3 protein-coding genes are annotated in these 5569 nt (G+C 61.2%); all 3 read left to right on the plus strand.

The features are described 5' to 3' along the window. The first annotated feature begins 666 nt into the window (after window positions 1-666). The 3 genes from mksB to mksF are packed head-to-tail and all read left to right on the plus strand — an operon-like array spanning window position 667 to window position 5501. Window positions 667-1908 carry an Mks condensin complex protein MksB gene (gene mksB / locus AAAB16_RS02485; protein WP_340661911.1) on the plus strand — a complete coding sequence of 414 codons (1242 nt, stop codon included), beginning with the start codon at window positions 667-669 and terminating at the stop codon, window positions 1906-1908. Window positions 1909-1941: 33 nt separating this feature from the next. Then, window positions 1942-2682 (plus strand): Mks condensin complex protein MksE, encoded by a 741-nt coding sequence (gene mksE, locus AAAB16_RS02490; protein ID WP_340661912.1) that lies wholly within the window; start codon window positions 1942-1944, stop codon window positions 2680-2682. Then, the gene (mksF, locus tag AAAB16_RS02495) at window positions 2679-5501 is read left to right on the plus strand and encodes an Mks condensin complex protein MksF (RefSeq protein WP_340661913.1); all 2823 of its coding nucleotides are present in this window, start codon (window positions 2679-2681) and stop codon (window positions 5499-5501) included. The genes mksE and mksF overlap by 4 nt, the downstream gene beginning before the upstream one ends. Window positions 5502-5569 lie beyond the last annotated feature (68 nt).

The following is a 5569-nucleotide window of genomic DNA, read 5'->3' on the forward strand; positions in this document are numbered from 1 at the left end:
GTTCCAGACAGTGCATTTACCCACCTCCATCGCAGAAAACATGCCAACGGATTCAAACACTTGAAACGCTGGCTGCAGCGGTAACAGGGCTGAAATAAAGCACTCCGCCACAGTCGCAAACTGCCCTAATTGGTCACATTTTTGCTGGGGGGGGCCGCATTGGCATACGCGGTAGCGAAGGCAGAGCACGCTCCTACAGAAAACCTCGAAACCGAGTAAGCCCCTACCCTCTCCCCCGGCCCCGGCCCCTCTCCCCTAGCCGGGCGCCCACAAGCGGGCGAGGGGTGACGAATATTCACGCCCCACGCGGTCAGCCCCCTCGCCCGCTTGCGGGAGAGGGCTGGGGAGAGGGGCACTTGATCTGCTTGTGATCTTGATGCACCCGCCCCTTTAGCGAAGGCCGAGTGGAGTCGTTGTGTAGGGGCAAGCCTTTTGCCTACTTTGCGGTGGCCGGCACTCCGGCGACTGGAAAAGTAGGTCGCGCGTAAGGCGCGAAACAGAAACCCCAGCCCACGCGATAACAAAGACCAAACCCAAAGCAAAAGCCGGTGCGCACAGCACACCCTACGCGCGCGCCCTTTGATCAGTCGAGCACTAAGCGCCCCGCCCCGCATGCAGTACAATCGCCGCTTTTGTCGAAAACCACCCCGCTAAGACCGAGCACACATGATCGAGCCCAAGCGCGTACTCCGTGCCCTCGCAGAACACTGGACGTTACTCGAACCGCTCTGTGAGCGCTTCGACCAAGGCACCATGAGCCTGATCGAACTGCGCGCGCAGTTGGCGGTGCAACTGGTGGAGAGCACCCCCGCCGATATCACCGGCCTGCTGGATACCTGGATCCGCCTGGACATCCTCGTGCCCGTGGCAAAGAGCCCCAACCGCTTCGAACTTAACGCCCAGATCCACGACTTCCTCGCCTACCTGCGCCGCGAACACCGCCTGGGGCTGTGCCTGGAAATCGAAGCCTACCTGCGCCACCTCGAACGCCTGGCCGGTTATATCCAGGACGCCTTCGAAGTTCGCGATGCCAACGATCTGGCCCGGCAACTGCGCCTGCTGGATATGCGCGTACGCGATGTGCTGAAAAAGCTCGCCAACGACGAGCAAGCGCTGGTGGGCGTGGCCGATCGGGCCAAGACCAGCGACCGACAGATTCCGCTACGTCAGCGTTATGCCGAAGTACTGGCCACCTGGGACGAGTACGTCGAGCCAATGATTCAACTGGTCAACGCCGACGGCGCGTTCGAGCAGGGCGTACGCCGCGTTGAGCAGGTGCTGTTAAAGCTGTTGAGCGAACAGCATCGCCTCGGCCAATTGGTCGATGACGACCTGCTGCTGCGCACCCACGCACGCATTCTGGAAATGCAGACCACCGCGCAACTGACCCTGCGTCGCGCCCGGGAACTGCTGCTGCCGCTGCGTGAAGAAGCGCGCCGGCATAACGCCGTGACCCGTGGCGCCGCGCTGGCGTTGTCGGCCATCCGCCGCAAGGGGCTGGACGCTGTGCCACAGGCCGCGCTGCCACTGTTCACCCGGCCGCAGAGCACCTTTCTTGGCAGTACCAGCCAGGTTGAGTCGTATGTCTATGCGCTGGCGCGCTTCGAACCCAAGCCGACGCAATTCCCCAAGGCCAGCGGCACACGCAAAGGCGAAGCGCCGCAGGCGCCACGTACTGCGCGGGAAATGCTCGAGCGCTGCCAGAGCGCCCTGCCGATGCCGGACCTGATGGTGTGGCTGTTGGAGCAAGAGCCCAACGGCGCCACCGACGAATTGCTCTATTGGTTTTCGCGCTTGTCGCGCGACGGCCGCTTCCAGCGCGAACGCCTGGAACGCCGTGACTACCTCACCGCCGAGCACCAGGTCAGCCTGTGCTCCTTTGCCTTGGTGGCCAGCAAACATGCTTAAGCCCGTACCCCATTCTTTTAAAGAACACTGCGTATGAATATTGACCTGTCCGAACTGAGCCAACTGGCGCCGATCTTCCGCGAGCTGTTCAAGGGTTATCACGTCAGCCACCGCGATGCCGAGCTGTATAGCCAACTGTCCAACCAGCAAGACGCCTACCGCGCTTTGTTCCGCGCCCTGGGTTTTGAACTGGTGTGCGATAGCCGCGGTTTTTACTACTTCGTGCCCGAGCAGATGGGCGCCCAGGTAAACAAAACCGCGCAACGCTTGGCGCTGTTTACTTTCATCATCGTTGAGCATTTAGCCGACCAAGGCCGCGACCCTCTCGCCGTGCTGGATGGCGGCAGCCTCGGCCGCGATGAGCTGCCACCGCTGCTGGAAAAGTACCGCGACCTGTTTGTACAGGCCGAAGTCACCACCCAGGAAGAGCTGGAAGAAAAGGTGATGCGGCGGATGACCCAGCTGGGCTTTGCCAGCGAGGACAACGGTATCTATCGCTTCCTGCCGCCGATGCACCGTTTCCTCGATGTATGTCTCTCCGTACAGCAAGACCGCGACCTGGCCGCCAGCCTGCACAGCGTATTGCCGTTGCCGACCCCGGCGCTGGTGGACGATGACAGCGAAGACGACATTCTGCTGATTGACGGTGAAGACGACGGCGATATCCCGCCGCTGCCGGTGGTAAATATTGCTGTCGCTGAAGAAGAAAGCGAAGAACAAGCCCTGGCCCGCGCCTTGGCTGAAGAGCGCGCAGATCAGGAGTTCAATGCATGAGCCAGGAACGCTATGGCATCCGCCGCTTTGCCTTGCTGAATACCGCCGGTTACAGCCTGGGCCTGTTCCCGCTGGAACAACCACTGTCGGTGTACGGCGCCAACAACCTGGGTAAAAGTGCGTCGATCAACGCCCTGCAATTCCCGATTCTGGCGCGCATGTCGGATATGAGCTTTGGCAAGTACAGCCTTGAAGCCTCGCGCAAGTTCTACTTTGCCAGCGACACCAGCTACATCCTCGTTGAGGTGTCCCTGCCCCACGGCCCGCACGTCATCGGCGTAGCCGGTCGCGGCCCGGGCGGCGGTTTCGGTCACCAGTTTTTTGCCTATGCCGGCGAGCTGCATCTGGAGCATTACCAGAAGAACGGCACCTGCCTGCGTCAGCGCGAGCTGTTCGCCAACCTTGAGCGGGAAAACATCAAGGCCTACGAACTCAAGCCCGAGGAGCTGCGCCGTTTGTTGGTCGGCGGGCACACCTCCATCCCGCTGGACTTGACCCTGATTCCGCTGCGCTCCACCAGCGAACAAAGCTTGAAGACCTTCCGCGCGCTGTTTATCAACCTGCTGCATATGCGCGAAATCACTGCGGCGAAATTGAAGCAGCTGTTCCTCGATGCGTTCGAGCACAGCCTGCGTTCCGGTAGCGTTGATTACATCGCCGCCTGCGAAGAAGCGTTCCGCGATGTCCGCCGCATGGAAGCCGACTACCAATCGCTGGTCGCAGCCGGACCATTGGTTGAGGCCTTGAGCGCCGGCGTGGCGCAACGTGAAGTGCTGCGCGGCAAGCTGCACCGCATTTCGCCCTTGCTCGACTCCTTGCTCGGCACCTGGCAGGACTATGCCGGCGCCCGCCGTGAGGAGCTGGTGATTCAGGCCGAGCATTACCGTGGCGAGCAAGACGGCCTGCAACAGAACCAACGCGGCGGCACTCAGGAACTGATGCGCCTGGAGCGTGAGATCAGCGAGATTCAGCGCTGGCTCGGTGAGTTCGGCGTGCTCAAGCAGCGCTTCGCATTGGTCGACAACGCCCAAGTGCTGGAGCAACAACTGCTGGCTGCCAAAGACGCCCACGACGAACTGGCTGGCGCCCTGGCGCAGTCGCGGCAGTTCAGCAGCGAAGACCTCGATGAGCGTCTGCGCGATCTGGAAAAACGCTTGAAGTCGGTACGTCAGCAACTGGAGCACGCCGACAACAACAGCTACGCACGCCTGCGTGAGGAGTTCAGCCAGCAGGATGTTGAGCGCCTGATGCGCCTGTTCAACGGTGCGTTGTTTAGCTTGCCGCTGGGCGAAAACGGCATTGGCCTGGACGAAGACGGCAAGTGGGTGAAGTCGCTGGAAGTGATCCTCGACGGCTTCAAGGCCGAGCGCTTCGAAGTGCCGGGCCTGAGCATCGACCTCAGCCATATCGAGCCGCCTGCCCTGCAAGCCCTGGCCGACCGTGCCGCCCTGCGCGACCAGAAAGAGCGCCTGGAAAAAGAGCTGAAACAGCTCAAGACCCAGCAAAGCGTGGCCTCCGACCGCGCCGCCAGCAAGGCCCAGGCCGAAGCGCTGTACAACCAGGTGCTGGATGCGCAGAAAGCCCTGGAAGATTTCCGCCGCAGCCAGACCTTAGCCGTGGAAGAGCCGGGCAAGCTGGAGCAATTAGCCCAGACGGAAGCTGCCCAGGATGACCTGAAACGGGCCAGCGACGCGTTTACCGAACGCGTGCAGCAACTGTCAGCCAAGCTGCAATTGGTAGGTCGCCAACTAGCCGATCTGGAAGCCAAGGAACGCACCCTGGAAGACGCCCTGCGCCGTCGTCAGCTGCTGCCGGCCAACCTGCCGTTCGGTACGCCGTTTATGGACCCGGTGGACGACTCGCTGGACAACCTGCTGCCGCTGCTGAACGACTACCAAGATGCCTGGCAGGGCTTGCAACGCATCGACGGGCAGATTGACGCGCTGTATGCGCAGATCCGCCTCAAAGGCGTGGCCAAGTTCGACAGCGAAGACGACGTTGAGCGCCGCCTGCACCTGCTGGTTAACGCCTATGCCCACCGTCAGGACGAAGCCCTGACCCTGGCCAAAGCACGCCGCGCGGCCGTTACCGATATCGCCCGCACCCTGCGCAATATCCGCAGCGACTACGACAACCTCGAACACCAGCTGGCCTTGTTTAACCGCGAGATCAACCGTCGCCAGGTTTCCAACCTGGAAAGCTTCCGCATCGTGCTGGCGCCCAACAAAGATGCGCTTAAACATATCGACCAGATCATCCACAGCGCTGGCCAATACGAAGAAGGCGAAACCCTCAGCGTGTTCGACCTTAATCAGTCGGCTGACCAGGATGTGAAAAACGAAGAGGCCAAGGAATACCTGGCGCGCTTGGTGGCGGCTAACCATAACCAGCTCGGCCTGAAAGACCTGTTTGAGCTGGCGTTCGAGATCACCAAGGTTGGCGGTCAGCCGATCGTGCATACCGACATCGACGGCGCCGCCTCCAACGGCACCACCATGACCATCAAAGCGCTGACCAACATGTACCTGTTGCTGCACCTGATGGACCGCGAACAAGCCGGCAAAGTACGCCTGCCGTACTACCTCGACGAAGCCGCCGACATCGACGAACGCAACCAACAAGCGCTGATCGAAACCAGCCTGCAACTAGGCTTCGTGCCGATTCTGGCCAGCGTAAAACCACAGGTCAGTGCCCATATCGCCATCGACCTGGAAGGCGGCAGCGGGCCGAATGGCATCTATATCGACGAAGCGGATTGGAAATACATTCGTCGGCATGAGCCGAGTGTGAAAGTGGCGACGGATGCGGAGCCTGCTTAACCCCACGTAGGGTGTGCTGCGCGCACCAAGCGATCTCCCCGGAATCGCAACGGTGCGCACAGCACACC

The organism is Pseudomonas sp. (assembly GCF_037994325.1).
Taxonomy (GTDB): domain Bacteria; phylum Pseudomonadota; class Gammaproteobacteria; order Pseudomonadales; family Pseudomonadaceae; genus Aquipseudomonas.